Here is a 15,048-nt window from a genome sequence, read left to right on the forward strand (position 1 = left end):
AGAGTAAGGAAGCACGGTGTCTATTTTTCTGCCTGAGGACTGAAACCATTCCTGCTAGACAAATATTGATGAATATCCTTATCTGTATAAGATAACTCAGCAATACCCTTTGCAATCGTTTGAGCATATGGCTCTGCTGGTGCTGTAAAAGAATCTGTTCCCATGTCTAAAGGATTTGTAAATGTCAGCTTAGGATACCCATTTTCCATACCAAGATATACAACCCGACCATACCAACCATCATCTAATGTAACGTAGCCATTCTCCATCAAGTCTTCAAATTGCAAACCCGACGCATCCGCTTGATTTTCCTGCTCTACCACATCAACAAACTGCTCAAACGTAATCAAATATTGACGTGCAATCGTTTGCTCACGCGCGTCCTCTTTGTGACCAATAAAAGCCACGCCGCCTTTCCCCCACTTACTCTCATCCTTTGCAAAATACAAAGGGTATGGCAGAACACAGCCACGATTATCACGAGGAAGTGTCGCATCACGACAGCCTCTCTCCGCTTCACTTGATCCCGTTGGCACTCCACCTCTTATATAACAATGGAAACGATCCTCCATAAGATTTGATCCGTAACTAACATACCAGACTAAATTCATTTTACCGCCTCTTTCTTTTTGATACACATTCATGATCTACGTTGATTAGTATACTATTGGTTGTTGAGAGGTGTAAAACGTACCATCTTGAAGAGCCAGATCATACACGATAATATTGTAGGTAAAATGGTTAGGAGGTTAAATATTATGAAAGAAGCGCGTTACTTATTGTATATCATTTTATTAGGAATTTTGACGGCATTTGTTGTGACTTTTGTTTTTTAGGAGGAAGTAAATGACGAAGAAACAACTGATGAAATTAGCGAGGGTGACTTTGTTAAAGATATAAATGATGTTGTGGCTGATAACGTAATTTTAAAGCTACCTTAGTAAGTATCGAAAAGGTGTATGATAAAACACTACATGGAAATATGAACCACAATAACATCTAATATCAGTTTTGTTAAACCAAAAGTCTAAATTCAATGTAGTCATACTTGATTTAAGGATTTTCGCTTGGAAGGCCTTTTTCTGAGTTTCTATACAAGATTTTAGAAAAACGTTAGATTTTATTTATTTGATTAAGTATTTAGCTATAATAAAAAGTAGACTTCATAAAAAAATAAATAAAAGGCGGCATTTTGTGAATAAAAAAACCTATAGAATAATCTCTTTATGTTGTGTTTTATTGTCAATAATAGTTTGGATACCTAATATCATTTTAAATATCGCAAGTTCTCTCTGGCTTCTTACTTTTGTGTTCGGAACAGTAGGCTTAGTTTTTGGTATGTTAGGCAGAAGTATTTGGTTATCCTTTGTAAATTCATTAATGACAATTAGCTTTTTTATTTTAATGTACATAGGGTATACTTGGATTTCTCTTGATTGGTAAAGTAACAAATTAGCCTTGAGCGCTCAGCCTGTTTTTTATAGTTAACTTCAAAGAGTTTCATTTCCTATAATTTTTTGTAGGTTCATTTTTACTCTCAGGTCCATCTCAAGTAATATATCTTTTGTATTCAAATCACTATTAAATATTACAGTAACGCGATATGGACTATTTCCACCCGTATTTGCAGCATACTTTACATATATATCAGCAATATCATCTTTTAGATAAATTTTAAACTAGTTATGCCCTAGGAGAGACTCGAACTCCCGACCTATGGTTTAGGAAACCAGTGCACTATCCGCTGTGCTACTAGGGCTGAATTTTATTGCAAGTTCTATCTTATTGAAAGATTGTGGATTTAGCAAGATTTGTGTCTTTTTTGATGTTAGCAAGATAAAGCATCCATTTACTAAGACGGTTAAGGAGTTGGCAAGAGCATGGAGCACTTACAAAGAGAGATGAACTAGTTAATAAGATAGGTCAGCTTATAATCAAGAAGTAGACCTCTTCACCAAGAACTACCTGAACTTAATCAAGAAGTAGACCTCTTCACCAAGAACTACCTGAACTTAATCAAGAAGTAGACCTCTTCATCAAGAACTTCCTCAACTTAACCAAGAAGTAGACCTCTTCACCAAGAACTATCTATACTTAATCAAGAAAGAGTTCCCTTCATCAAGAGCATTCGACACATAGCAAGAGGAATGACCATTTACCAAGCCCCTCCTCCCCACTCCCAGTGTTAAACCTCAAGATCTAGCTTCACCGGACAATGATCACTGCCGTAGATATGTGAGTCAATACCTGCATCCTTTATCTTATCTTCCAATTGCTTAGAGACAATAAAGTAGTCAATACGCCAACCGATATTTCGCTCACGAACCTTGGACATATACGACCACCATGTAAAGGCATCATCACGCTCAGGATAAAAAAGTCGGAAGGAATCTAAGTAACCAGCTTCTAATAAACGGTTAAACTTGCCTCTTTCTTGATCTGTAAATCCAGCGTTACCGATATTAGCACGGTCATTTTTTACATCGTTAGGCTGGTGTGCAACGTTTAGGTCGCCGCATAAGATAACGGGTTTGTTCTCTTCAAGCTGACTGATATAACGGCGAGCTGCCTCTTCCCAGAGCATACGATAGCCTAGGCGCGTGAGATCTCGTTTTGCATTCGGTGTGTACATGGTTATAAGATAAAACTCTTCATATTCTAATGTAATGACACGACCTTCAAGATCTTCTATTTCTTCACCTAGTCCGTAGGTAACTGACAGAGGTTCTTTTTTGGTGAATATCGCTGTGCCGGAGTATCCTTTTTTCTCGGCATAGTTCCAGTATTGCTTGGTAGCCTTTAAGATCTAGCTCGATTTGTCCTGCTTGTAACTTTGTTTCTTGTAAGCAGAAAAAGTCTGCATTCTCCTCATGAAAATAATCTAAAAAGCCTTTTTTGACACAGGCACGGATGCCGTTTACGTTCCAAGATATAAATTTCATACATTCCCCCATAAAGCGTTAAGCTAATTGTTTGACGTTCGACAACTACTCCATCATAATGGACAAAACCTAACCGGTCTACCTTTAGTCTCATCAAAAAAGATCAAGCAAAAATCTTGAAAGGTCAGAAATGGTCAGGTATAATACAACTATAATCAAAAAACACACAAGCAGTTCATTTGACGATGAGTTGCTAACGTTTTAAGATTAAGGTCAGACTTAGTCAAAACCTTTGATCTTTATTTTTTCTCGCAAAGGTCAAAGTTAATCAAAGTCTAATTTCACTCTTACTTAGGAGGAATGTAAACATGAAATGTCAACATTGTCAGCAACGTGATGCTTCAGTCGATGTTAAATTAATGATCAATAACCAAGCAAGGAATATACAGCTCTGCGCGGAATGTTTTCAAATGATGCAACAACCTCTAAATAATCAAGGTGGATCATTTGATGATCTGTTTAAACAATACTTTGCCAATCAAGGCTCAAACTCATCTCAAGGTGTTCGTCAAAAGGTAAAAGAGGATAAAGGTGCTGGTAATGGTTTCCTTGATCAATATGGTCGCAATCTAACTGCTAGCGCAAAAAATGGTCAGATTGATCCTGTTATTGGTCGTGAAGAGGAAGTTGAACGTGTTATTCAAGTGCTTAGTCGTCGCACCAAAAATAATCCGGTTTTAATCGGTGAAGCTGGTGTTGGTAAAACTGCGATTGCAGAAGGTCTAGCTCGCCGTATTGCCGAAGGATCTGTTCCTTTTAAAATGAAAGATAAGCAAATTTATAGCTTAGATCTTACATCTCTTGTTGCAGGAACTAGCTACCGAGGTCAGTTTGAAGAAAATATTCAAAAGTTGATTCAAGAGGTTGAAGAAAGACAAGATGTCATCCTCTTTATGGATGAGATTCATATGATGGTTGGTGCAGGTGCTTCCAATGATGGTAGTATGGACGCTTCAAACATTCTAAAACCGGCTCTAGCTCGTGGGAAATTCCAATTGATTGGAGCAACAACATTAAAAGAGTTCCGTCAAATTGAAAAAGATGCCGCTTTAGAACGTCGTTTTCAGCCGGTAAATGTTAAGGAGCCAACACTTGAGCAAACATATGAAATTCTTCAAGGCTTGCGTCCTATCTATGAATCGTATCACCATGTAGCTTATTCAGATGAAGTTTTACGTGCAAGTGTAGCGTTATCTGATCGCTATATTCAGGATCGCTTCCTACCAGATAAGGCGATTGACTTGTTAGACGAAGTTGGTTCAAGACTCTCTCTATCGGATGAAAATCAGGATAAAGAGCAAATTGAGGAACGCTTAACGAAAATCCGTGCTGAGAAACAACAGGCTTCAGAGGTAGAGGATTATGAAAAAGCAGCGTTGCTTCGTCAGGAAGAGCTTGTTTTACTTGAGCAAAAAGAAAAAACTACTGGTGCTGCCGTAGAAGTGACTGTTGATTTAATTCAAGATGTCATAGAAAAACGTACAGGTATTCCAGTTAAGAAATTGCAAAAAGCGGAACAGCAAAAAATGAAAGATCTTGCTTCCCGTCTTCAAGGTCAGGTGATTGGTCAGGAAGAAGCTGTTGAGAAAGTAGCTAAGGCTGTAAAACGTAGTCGAGCTGGTTTGAAAGCAGCCAACCGCCCAATTAGCTTCATGTTTATTGGCCCAACTGGGGTTGGTAAAACAGAGTTAAGTAAAACACTTGCAGCTGAGGTCTTTGGTAGCCGAGATGCTATGATTCGTCTTGATATGAGTGAGTTTATGGAGAAACACTCTGTCTCTAAACTAATTGGTTCTCCTCCAGGCTATGTTGGTCATGATGAAGGTGGACAGTTAACAGAACAGGTTCGTCGTAAGCCATACAGCATTATTTTGCTTGATGAGATTGAAAAAGCCCATCCTGATGTGCAGCATAGCTTCCTGCAAATTTTAGAGGATGGTCGCCTAACAGACAGCCAAGGTCGAGTGGTTTCCTTCCAAGACACTATCATAATCATGACTTCTAACGCAGGTGCTGGTGTTCAAAAAGCTTCGGTTGGATTTAACAACAGCCAAAGCAAAACGCTTGGTATGCTTGAAGCACTGAATGATTATTTCAAACCTGAGTTTTTAAACCGGTTTGATAGCATCATTGAATTTAACCAGCTTGCGCAAGATCATTTAGTTGCGATTGTTGATGTAATGCTTAACGAGCTTCAAGAACGTCTTGATGCACAAAGCATTAGCATGTCTGTAACGGATGAAGCCAAGAGAAAATTATCAGAGCTTGGCTATCACCCTGCATTTGGGGCACGTCCACTTCGTCGTGTCATTCAAGAAACGATTGAAGATGAGATCACTGAGTTAATCATTGATGAAGAAACACTAGGAGCTGTTCACGTTACAGTTGAAGATGAAAAATTAGTTGTGCAAAAAGTGTAAGATGATAACATGCTTAAAAAGAAGTGAGCCTTTATTGGTTCACTTCTTTTTTGCATTTCTCCCTATAACAAAGACTGCGCCCCGTCTACGTACATTTCTACACCTGATACATGGCTCGCCTTATCAGAGCATAAAAAGCCAACAACTTCAGCTACTTGCTCTGGCTTGCCATGCCCACCAAGTGGTATATTCCCTTGTGGGTATTCAATAGGAATACGAATTTCCTCTACATTATCGCGAATATGCGTGTTTTCTCCGATATTTGTTTCAATGGCTCCAGGACAGATTGCGTTCACACGGATTCTAAATCGGCCAAGTTCAACGGCAGCCATCTTCATAAATGCCACTTGTCCCGCTTTCGATACACTGTACGCACTCATTCCAAGCGCCAAGCGAACGTACGATTGCCATTAACTGAGCTCGTAATGACAATGCTACCTCCTGCTTTTTTCATGTATGGGATTGCATGCTTTGTGGTAATAAAGGTACTTCTTAAATTTGTATGTTGGGTTTGATCCCAATCAGCTACATCCATATGTTCAATGGCTGAAAATACGCCATTTACACCTGCATTTGCAACAACCGCTTTGATTGGCCCTTCCCACTTCTTAGATACTAATTCAAATGCTTGTTGGATATCCTCTTCACTTTGCACATCTACTTGCACAAATAACGCTTCCTGCCCCATTAAACGAATTTCTTCTACTGTTTGTTTGCCTTTATCTTCATCCCTATCAAAAACAGCAACATGGTAGCCTTGTTTGGCTAGTTGCAGAGCTGATTGCTTTCCAATACCAGAGGCGCTTCCTGTTACTATAGCTATTGAGATACCGTGGTTTGTCATCTTTCATTGCCCCCTAATCGAATTAGTTACTATCCTTAGTATCGATGGTAATATCTACCCCTACCACACCAATAATCAAACCATCTCTTTTAATTGGTGCGGAGAACGTAACACATGTTCCTTTTGTAATTGCCGATATATATGGTTCAGAATGATAATATACTCCTTCCATCGCTTCTTTCCACCATTTTCGTTGATTGGCATTTAGTAATCCTGCCTTTGGATAGGAGAAGATAAAGGATCCGTTATCTTGATTAGACCAAATGGCTTCTATATTTTCAACCTGATGATAGTAACGTAGTAATATGGCTTCATGATCCTTCTTTTCACTCGTTTTTAAAACTGATTCTGCAGCTATTTCTTTTACTAATTGAGTCATTTTATGTATGTCGTCAGCTGACATTGTGGTTGTCGTTTGACTGTTCAAATCTAACTTTCCTACAGAAGTTGCTAAGTTCGCAGAAGTGCGAGTTAGATCCTGACCTATAAGATTCAAATGGCTAATTTCTGAATGTTGATTTTCTATAAAAATGACGGTTTGATCAACTGATTGGATCGTTTGTTCAACTCGATTAACAACACGTTCTAATTGTATAGCAGCTTCTTTTGTTTTTTCGCTTTGACGTTCACTATCTTCACGGGTTTGATTGATTAGTCCTGTGGTTTGATTCATTAGTGAATGGATACTGCCTAATTGGTTTGTTATTTCTTTTATTTCATGTATTAATGAGTCTACTGAATCCTTTTCTTCCTTAACAGATTGAACCACTTCGTTTATCGCTTGCTCTAACCCTTCTAAAATAATGGATGAATGCTTGCTTGCCTCTGCATTTTGATCAGCAAGTTTTTTAATCTCTTTAGCAACAACTGCGAAACCATTTCCATGTTCTCCTGCTCTAGCTGCCTCAATCGATGCGTTAAACGATAGTAACGATGTTTGTCTAGAAACAGATTGAATCATCTGATTCATGCGAGTAATTTCCTGTGATTGTGAGATCAATGCCTCAATTCTAGATCTAGCAAATGTATTAAAGGTTACTAGTTGTTTAGCCTCTTCATTTGTTTTCTCCAGAGATTGATTAATCATTGTGATCGAATCACTTGTTGCTTCTGCTTGCTCCTCCATGCTTCTACACGATTGATTCATCTCTGAAGCGGTTTTAGCTGTATCATATAAAATTGAAGAAGTTTGCTGAATTTCAACAAGTGCTTGTTGACCATTTGATTGAAGGTCTACACCAGCTGAAGTTGACTGATCAGCTATTTTAGTTAATTGAAAAACGGATTGATCAACTTCATGCACAGCTGCAATCATTTGGTCTGATGCAACCTGTGACTCGTTTATCACCTCTAGTAAACGTTGATTTTCTAATTTTAACATTAATTCCGTGTCGTTATGTTCACTAGATTTAGTCCAAATTTTCAGCATCGACAACTACTCCTTTTATCCTATATCTTATTTATCATATTATACGAAATTATTTGTTAATTTGGAAATTAAATTTGAGCTACTTTCTATATCCACCTTTTTTCGAAAATAAACGACAAATTTTAAATTGTAATCAAATTGTAATCTCATTAAAATCTCTCTGTTATTTAAGTGCGTTAAATTTGTAGATGTTAAAGAAAACTTTATAAAACACCTACATAATTATTTAAAAACAATCATTCGGAGGTACATAATATGTTTAAAACTAAAAGAAATGTAAAAGGGCTTGTTATTAAAACAAGTTTTGTAGTAGGACTAGCTTCAGCAGCAACATTCGTTGCAGATTCAAGTGCGTATGCCAATGTTGATATGAGTAAAGTCGTAGAAGAAGACAAAGCAGCTGAGGTACAACAAGCTGATCAGTCAGCTAGTGAAAATGCAGTCGCTCAAGAAGAAACTCAAGCAGTATCTAGTTCAACTCTTAAGCAAGGTCAAACTGGACAAGCTGTAAAAGATCTTCAGTCTAAATTAGTTGATCACGGCTACAGCACAAATGGCGTAGATGGAATCTTTGGTGCTGGTACTGAATCAGCTGTTCGTAGTTTCCAAGCTGACAACGGTCTTGCAGTTGATGGACTTGCTGGTCGTCAAACAATCTCAGCACTTGGTGGAGAAGTTACTGCATCAGCTCCAGCAAGCTCAAACACAGCTTCAGCGTCTTCATCAAATGAGAGTGTAACAACTGCAGCTTCTGAGTCTACTACTACTGAAACAGCTTCTGCTTCTGAAGATAATAGTGTACCTGTTGAAACACAAGTAGCAGGAACACAAGTTTCATCTAGCTATGGTTCTGTCATTGCAGCAGCTGAAAGTCAAATTGGTGCTCCTTACCTATGGGGTGGAACAACTCCAGTTGGATTTGATTGCAGTGGATTCATTAACTATGCATTTAAACAAGAAGGGATCAGTCTTCCTCGTACAGCTCAAGGAATTCATGATTCATCTGCTAAAAAATCAAAATCAGACTTACAAGCTGGTGATCTAGTATTCTTTACGAATACATACAGTGGTGCACCAACAGTATCTCACGCTGGTATTTATGTTGGCGGCAATTTGTTCATGCTAGCAGCAGCGGCGTTCAAAAAAGCAACTTGAATAGCGGATACTGGAGCAACCATTATTATGGAGCAGGTTCTGTAAACTAATATAACGATCTATGAAAAAAAGCTAGGAGAGAATGATTCTCTCCTAGCTTTTTTATGTCTTTTAAAGTTTTACAATCGTTCTGCCTCTTACTTTACCCGCCAAGATATCAGTGAAAACCGTATTTAACTCATCTAGTCCAACTTCTAAAACTAATTCTTCTTCAAGACACGTCGGTTTTAAATCTGTGGCTAAGCGTTCCCATACGTGAGCTCTAATATCCATTGGGCAGCGGACAGAGTCAATTCCTAACCAATTTACACCTCTAGATATGAATGGTATTACATCTGTTGACACACCTACGCCACCAGCTAATCCACTTGTAGCAACGGATGCGCCATACGCTAGAGTCGACAAAATATATTGAGTCGTTTGGCCACCAACTGGATCTATTGCGCCAGCCAAACAGATCTTCGTATAGATTTCCCCTTATGATCAACTAATTCATCACGATGAATGATTTCCTTTGCACCTAATTTTTTTAGATAATCATGTTCATTAGTTTTTCCTGTCCAAGCTGCAACATCATAACCAAGGTTTGCTAACATATTAACGGCAAGGCTTCCAACCCCACCACTTGCTCCGGCTACAAGCACCTGACCTTGCCCCGGCTTAAGTCCATTCCTCTCCAACTGTTGAATGGATAAAGCAGCAGTAAAACCAGCTGTACCAAGAATCATAGCTTCACGTAAACTTAATCCATCTGGCTTAGGTACTACCCAGTCAGCTTGGAACCCTTGCAATCTCACTATAGCCACCGTGATGCCCTGTTCCTAATCGGTAGCTTGTTGTAATGACCTCGTCACCTTCTTTAAAACGTTCATCCGATGACTCAATAACCGTACCGGCTAAATCAATACCCGGTACTAAAGGGGTAAACTCTGCTAAATTGCCAACATTCACTACCAATGCGTCTTTGTAATTAACACTTGAGTAGGTAACTTTTATAAGTACGTCTCCTTCATTAAGTTGATCCGTAGACCATTCTTCAATCTCTGATTTAATTGGGTCTGTAGATTTTAGTACAAATGCTTTAAAAGTTGTCATATGTAATCACTCCTATGTTTCTTACTTTACTCTTTCCTTTTTAAAACCATTTTAAACATTACTTTGTTTACATAATAATATTATTGTTTCCTTGAAATATCGTTCACTACATTTTAGCTTGAAAATACGAATTTAGGGTAAAGATACATAGTACCGTATGTAGGAACTAAAGGGGATGTTAGGCGTGTATAATCGAGCTATACTACTATACAACAATAAAGCTGGACAAGACAAAATAAGTGATCAATTAGGTTATATCGCTGAGGAACTTTTATCGCTTGGTTCATGAATTTACGTTTATTCAAACCCTTGAAAAAGGCGAAGCAGAAAAGGTTTGTGCGCAGAAAGGTGCAGAGATTGATCTGCTCCTTATCTTAGGTGGAGATGGCACGGTGCACGAATGTATAAATGGCATTATGAAGGTAAATGAAAAAAATCGTCCTAAGGTCGCTATTCTTCCTGGTGGTACATGTAATGATTTTGCAAGGTCATTACATATTCGCTCTATAAAAGAGGCCATTACAGCGATTCAATCAGATAATAGCCAATTACTTGATATTGGAGCAGCCAATGATCGCTACTTCTCGAATTTTATTGGTATTGGTTTAATTACAGAAGCTTCACAAGCAAAAGAAGGACATCTAAAAGAAAAATGGGGAAAGTTAGGTTACATTATGAGTGCCGTTCAATCTCTCAAAGATCCTTCTTCTTTCTCATATTCCATTAAAACAGATACAGATACCCTTGAAGGGGAAGCCGTCATGATTTTAGCTATGAATGGGCATTATCTTGGTACAGCAGGATTGTTTGTTGAAGATAATGTGATGGACGATGGAATGATCGACCTTTATATTTTAAAGGAAGCAGGGTTTTCCTTACTGAAGAATGTGTATAATAAATCACGCTCGGATACAGCAAAAGAATGGCTTTCAAATGCTGAGGATATTCACATGGTTCGAACTAGTTCCTTTAGTTTAAGTACAGACGAGCCACAACTGGCTGATTCCGATGGTGAATTATATTTAGAGCCTCCATTAGATGTGACCATCCACAAACAGGCGATAGAATGGATCTATTTAAAAGAAGAATAGAAAAGCACTCTAGTAGCTGATTCATTAGCTGCTAGAGTGCTTTTTCTTTATCTCGATCTTGATACATACTTGTTACCTGTGATCCAGAATCGATATGGATAATCTCGTGCTTCTCCACTATTGTCAATGCCAACTCGTTTGCCTATTGAGATATTACTTGGCTCTGGTCCGTCAATGATATACGTTGGACTCTCCGTTGCATAATGGCCGTAGTCATCCAAGGTGATCCCCATTGCTTTTGTAAGCTTACCTGGCCCATTAGTTAAAGTAACTCCTCGTCTTGCGGGTCCTCTTCTTTTTACCATTAACGATTCACCTTCTATTGGCTCAATCGCTCGAATTAAAACAGCTTCTGGAACATCGATTTTGTTTGTTACAATGTTAAACAAACAGTGTGTGTGCATCACATAGGTATAGATCACACCTGGTGGACCAAACATAATTTCTGTGCGTTTTGTTCGTCTACCATTAAAGCTATGTGCCGCTTGGTCCATAACACCAAGATATGCCTCAGTCTCAACAATGCGACCAATCGTATGCCCTTCATTACTTTCATGTACTAACTGCTTGCCTAATAAATTCCTTGCAAGCGAAAGTGTTGACTGTTCATAAAATGAGTAAGAAAGTATATGTCTCATTAGCTGACTTTCATTCTTTTTTCAAGTCGTCCCAATATATAGTCAGCTAGAATAGCAATGAAACACGCAGGAATTGCACCGACATAAATTCGTACATCGTTACGTGAGTTGATACCTGCAAAGATTTCACGACCCAAGCCATCTCCACCTACAAAAGGAGCGAGACTGGCTACACCAATGGCGATAACCGCGGCAATCCGTAATCCTGCCATGATAAAAGGCATAGCAAGTGGTAACTGGACCTTCATAAGCATTTGCCAATAAGTCATTCCAATACCCACTCCAAGCCTCTTGAATAGCTGGGTCGACCTGCTGTAAACCGACGTGAGTATGCCGAATAATTGGTAATAAAGAATATAGAAACAAACCGACTACAACGGTATAGAATCCAAGTCCAAAATAGAGCATCAAAACAGCTAGAAGAGCTAAGCTTGGTATAACCTGCAGAATGTTAGCAACAGCTAATATAACTGGTGCCAAACGTTTGTAGCGATGGGCTACAATACCGAGCAATGTTCCAACAATTAGAGCGGCGGCAATTCCACACACAACCATTAATAAATGCTGACCGGTATATAGTAGAAGTAAATCGATATTATTCACCATATAATTTACGATGTCTTTCAATAATTCCAATGATCTCACCTCCACTTATTCCGATAATAGGTCACGACTTTGTAGAAATTCAATCGCAACATCTCTTTCACTCCGGTTATTAATATCCACCTCATAGTTCAATCTTGTCACAAGCTCTTCATCCATTGAACCGATTAATTCCTTCATAATCTCATCAATTTCTGGGTACTTTTCTAATGTTTCATTACGAACAAGCATAGACGCATCATATGGAGGGAAAAAGCTCTTGTCATCCTCCAACGTCTTCAGATCAAACTCATATAACCGTGGATCCGTCGAATACGCTAATACAACTTCCACTTCTTCTTGTGCAACAGCTTCATACACTAAGTTGATATCCATTGCATATGTATTCTGGAAGGTGAAATCATAGTGTTCAACAAAAGCTTGGATAGCCGTCCTGCTGACGTTCCATCCAAGAGGAGTCTACTCCAAATCTCATTTGATCTTGATGTTCTCCTAAATCACTTATGGTCTCAAGTCCGAGTTCATCTGCATATTCACCTCTTACCGTTAAGGCATAGGCATTTTCCCAGCCTAGTGGATCATACCAGGTGAAATCGTAATATTCCTGAAAACCCTCTTGAGCTTGTTTTAGAACCTCATCACGGTCTGTTGTTTCTTTTACATCAAAAAAGTTATTAAAAATAACTCCTGTATACATCAAAGCCATATCTAAGTCTGCACGATCCATCGATTTAATAATCATTGGATTGGACAATAAATCAGGTGTTACATCAACGTGAATATCTGTACGGTCTTCAATTAGTGCTTTATACACTTCAGCCATAATTTTTGTCTCCGTATAGGTGGCAGCGCCTATCTTTATCGTTTCTCCTGAACTACAGGAGCCAAGTAACACAATTGAAGACAATGCAGGTATCATTGACCACTTCATTAACCGTTTCATACACATCCCCACTTCCTTCACTACTGCGTACTTCCTTGCCTCTGTTTGCTAAATAAACCAAGTATTAAATCAACAGCTAACGCTAAAATAATCGCCGTAATCGCTCCGGTAAAAATCAAGAAGTTATCATTATTAGACATGCCCGCCATGATTAAATCTCCGAGTCCACCTGCCCCAATTAACGCCGCTAAGGTTGTCCACTAATAATATAGACTGTAGTTAACCTTACCCCTGATAGAATATAAGGGAAAGCTAGAGGTAATTCTATTTTCCAAAGTCGCTGCATAGAACTGTATCCCATTCCTTTTGCAGACTCTACTACACCTTCATCCACCTCCATGATGCCCGAGTAGGTATTGCGTAACAAAGGCAATAGTGAATACAGAAACAAAGCAATAACAGCTGGAGTCATACCAATTCCGAGAATGGGGATAAAAATTGCGAGAAGAGCAATGGTTGGAACCGTTTGAAAGATATTAGCGATTGTAAAAACAACACTGTTTATTATGCCTGCTTTCATTCTCGTCAAAACAATGGCTGTACTCATTGCTACCACACAACCAAGTAATACGGCTAAGGCTACTATCGATAGATGCTGCCATAAACTTGCGAGAATATCCGGATATCGATTAGATAAAAACGTCATATAATCTTGAACGAGACCCATCTACCCAACTCCATTCTCTGAATCAGATGGAAATACATCCGCCATTAAACGAACCATACTTCCTCTAGTAATAACACCTAAGAAACGGCCTTCTTTTGAGACAACTGGCACATAAGGAGTATTATGTTCTCCCATATATTCAAGGGCATCTGTAAAAGGTTGATCCGGTTCAACGGTAAATGTCACAGGATTCATGACATCTTTTAATACCTTTGTTTCATCTTGATAGTGCTTTAATACATTTAAAACAGGTGCATAGCCTATTAATTTTCGCTCACGGTCAACAACAAGGAGCGAATCAACCTTTCGCTGTTCCATTAATTTAATCGCTGCAGCTAGTCCTCGCTCTGGATAAGCAGTAGCGGGATTGTCCACCATCACTTCTTGTACGGTTGGGATATCATCCGATTCTATAAAGATCCCACTATCAGAAGACTGATGCTCTTGTAATCGCTTTTTACCTATAAATGTTTTCACAAACTCATTGGCAGGATGACGAATAATATCATCTGGAGAGCCGGTTTGTATAACTTCTCCGTCCTTCATCAATATGATGTTATCTGCAATTTTGATCGCTTCATCCATATCGTGTGTAACAAATACAATCGTTTTTTGCACACTCTCTTGAACCTGGATGAGCTCTGCTTGTAATTGCTCGCGACTAATTGGATCAAGCGCACTGAACGGCTCATCCATTAAGATAATGTCGGGTTCAGCAGCAAGGGCACGAATGACCCCTATTCTCTGTTGCTGCCCTCCGCTCAATTCTTTCGGCTTACGGTTGCGATATGTATCAGGTGCTAAATGAACCATGTTTAATAATTCATCCACTTTAGTTTGCGTCTTCTTTTCTTCCCACTTTAACAGCCTAGGAACAACGGCTACATTATCTGCAATCGTCATATGTGGAAAGAGCCCAATATTCTGAATAACATAGCCGATTTTTCTTCTAAGTGTAACGGCATTTACAGAACTAATGTCATCTCCATTTATGAGAACCTTGCCTTCACTTGGTTCAATGAGACGATTGATTAATTTCATGGTTGTAGACTTACCACAACCACTTGGTCCAATAATGACATGTATCTGCCCATCCTCTAATTGAAGATTAATGTTTTTTAACGCTTTAAAACCATCTGGATACTGTTTGGTAATCCCCTTTAGCTCAATCATCCTTTTCCTCCAACCTTTTAAACAGATTTATATAAAGTATATGATTAC

Annotated in this window: 8 protein-coding genes, 1 tRNA gene and 7 pseudogenes; 4 read left to right on the forward strand and 12 right to left on the reverse strand. The window is 38.7% G+C overall.

What is annotated here, in order from left to right; genetic code table 11:
• Positions 1-20: 20 nt before the first annotated feature.
• The 3 genes and pseudogenes from NDM98_RS02630 to NDM98_RS02640 form a co-directional block, all read right to left on the reverse strand.
• Positions 21-611: a hypothetical protein gene (locus tag NDM98_RS02630; RefSeq protein WP_251604386.1), complete on the reverse strand. Its 591-nt coding sequence runs from the start codon at positions 609-611 to the stop codon at positions 21-23.
• A gap of 1,075 nt (positions 612-1,686) precedes the next feature.
• Positions 1,687-1,759 (reverse strand) — tRNA-Arg (locus tag NDM98_RS02635).
• 426 nt (positions 1,760-2,185) lie between these two features.
• Positions 2,186-2,942, reverse strand: a pseudogene (locus NDM98_RS02640) (exodeoxyribonuclease III).
• A gap of 308 nt (positions 2,943-3,250) precedes the next feature.
• Between NDM98_RS02640 and NDM98_RS02645 the strand changes: the two are divergent.
• Positions 3,251-5,362 (forward strand): ATP-dependent Clp protease ATP-binding subunit, encoded by a 2,112-nt coding sequence (locus tag NDM98_RS02645; protein ID WP_251604388.1) that lies wholly within the window; start codon positions 3,251-3,253, stop codon positions 5,360-5,362.
• 62 nt (positions 5,363-5,424) lie between these two features.
• Here the strand turns inward: NDM98_RS02645 and NDM98_RS02650 are convergent.
• Positions 5,425-6,206 (reverse strand): annotated as a pseudogene (locus NDM98_RS02650) (SDR family oxidoreductase).
• Between the two features lie 22 nt (positions 6,207-6,228).
• On the reverse strand, positions 6,229-7,635 hold the full coding sequence (locus tag NDM98_RS02655) for a methyl-accepting chemotaxis protein (protein ID WP_251604390.1): 1,407 nt from the start codon (positions 7,633-7,635) through the stop codon (positions 6,229-6,231).
• 369 nt (positions 7,636-8,004) lie between these two features.
• Between NDM98_RS02655 and NDM98_RS24820 the strand changes: the two are divergent.
• Both NDM98_RS24820 and NDM98_RS24825 read left to right on the forward strand, forming a co-directional pair.
• Positions 8,005-8,289, forward strand: a pseudogene (locus NDM98_RS24820) (peptidoglycan-binding domain-containing protein); the annotation flags it as partial.
• Between the two features lie 282 nt (positions 8,290-8,571).
• A pseudogene (locus tag NDM98_RS24825) lies at positions 8,572-8,840 on the forward strand (C40 family peptidase).
• Positions 8,841-8,901: 61 nt separating this feature from the next.
• Here NDM98_RS24825 and NDM98_RS02665 read toward each other — a convergent pair.
• Positions 8,902-9,885: pseudogene (locus NDM98_RS02665) on the reverse strand (acrylyl-CoA reductase family protein).
• Positions 9,886-10,163: 278 nt separating this feature from the next.
• Between NDM98_RS02665 and NDM98_RS02670 the strand changes: the two are divergent.
• Positions 10,164-10,976, forward strand: a complete 813-nt coding sequence (locus NDM98_RS02670) for a diacylglycerol/lipid kinase family protein (RefSeq protein WP_251604392.1) — start codon at positions 10,164-10,166, stop codon at positions 10,974-10,976.
• Between the two features lie 47 nt (positions 10,977-11,023).
• Here the strand turns inward: NDM98_RS02670 and NDM98_RS02675 are convergent, their stop codons facing one another.
• From NDM98_RS02675 to NDM98_RS02700, 6 genes and pseudogenes are all read right to left on the reverse strand, one after another.
• Positions 11,024-11,614, reverse strand: coding sequence for a DNA-3-methyladenine glycosylase (locus tag NDM98_RS02675; RefSeq protein ID WP_251604393.1), 591 nt, complete (start codon positions 11,612-11,614; stop codon positions 11,024-11,026).
• A pseudogene (locus NDM98_RS02680) lies at positions 11,614-12,220 on the reverse strand (ABC transporter permease). The gene NDM98_RS02675 and the pseudogene NDM98_RS02680 overlap by 1 nt, the downstream one beginning before the upstream one ends.
• Before the next feature lie 45 nt (positions 12,221-12,265).
• Positions 12,266-13,166, reverse strand: a pseudogene (locus NDM98_RS24525) (glycine betaine ABC transporter substrate-binding protein).
• Between the two features lie 14 nt (positions 13,167-13,180).
• Positions 13,181-13,309, reverse strand: coding sequence for a hypothetical protein (locus NDM98_RS23785; protein ID WP_307728615.1), 129 nt, complete (start codon positions 13,307-13,309; stop codon positions 13,181-13,183).
• Positions 13,310-13,347: 38 nt separating this feature from the next.
• Positions 13,348-13,827: an ABC transporter permease gene (locus tag NDM98_RS02695; protein WP_307728616.1), complete on the reverse strand. Its 480-nt coding sequence runs from the start codon at positions 13,825-13,827 to the stop codon at positions 13,348-13,350.
• Positions 13,828-15,000 carry an ABC transporter ATP-binding protein gene (locus tag NDM98_RS02700; RefSeq protein ID WP_251604395.1) on the reverse strand — a complete coding sequence of 391 codons (1,173 nt, stop codon included), beginning with the start codon at positions 14,998-15,000 and terminating at the stop codon, positions 13,828-13,830. It lies immediately after the preceding gene.
• Positions 15,001-15,048: the final 48 nt, after the last annotated feature.

The organism is Alkalicoccobacillus plakortidis, from assembly GCF_023703085.1.
In the GTDB taxonomy this organism is placed as follows: domain Bacteria; phylum Bacillota; class Bacilli; order Bacillales; family Bacillaceae_D; genus Alkalicoccobacillus; species Alkalicoccobacillus plakortidis.